The 275-nt window shown below is 69.1% G+C and carries 1 protein-coding gene; it reads left to right on the top strand.

Annotation, left to right across the window (positions count from 1 at the left end):
• Nucleotides 1-275: hypothetical protein (locus R0J87_RS20185; RefSeq protein ID WP_498888480.1), on the top strand; the 275-nt coding region annotated here is incomplete at both ends.

The raw sequence follows: 275 nt of genomic DNA, 5'->3' as shown, positions 1-275 counted from the left end.
GCGCTGCTCACCCTCATCGAGGAGCCTCTCGGCGCCGTGCGAGGCGACGCCGACGCACTGACCCTGCAGTTCAGTGACGGCACCACCAGCATCCTGCTGCACGTGACCCGCACCGCGACCGGCGCGCATCGCGTCGACGGCTGGGTCGACTCGATCTCGGGTGCGATCGAGCTGGCGCAGGGCGAGAACGTCCGCACGACGACGGCGAACGAGACCGGTCGATTCACGTTCGACGACGTGCCGGACGGACTGACTCTCGTGCGCCTCAGCACCAC

This window comes from Halomonas sp. SIMBA_159 (genome assembly GCF_046536035.1).
GTDB lineage: Bacteria > Pseudomonadota > Gammaproteobacteria > Pseudomonadales > Halomonadaceae > Vreelandella > Vreelandella venusta_A.
The sequence above is the reverse complement of the archived record's forward strand: the minus strand, read 5'-3'. Positions and strand labels throughout refer to the sequence as shown.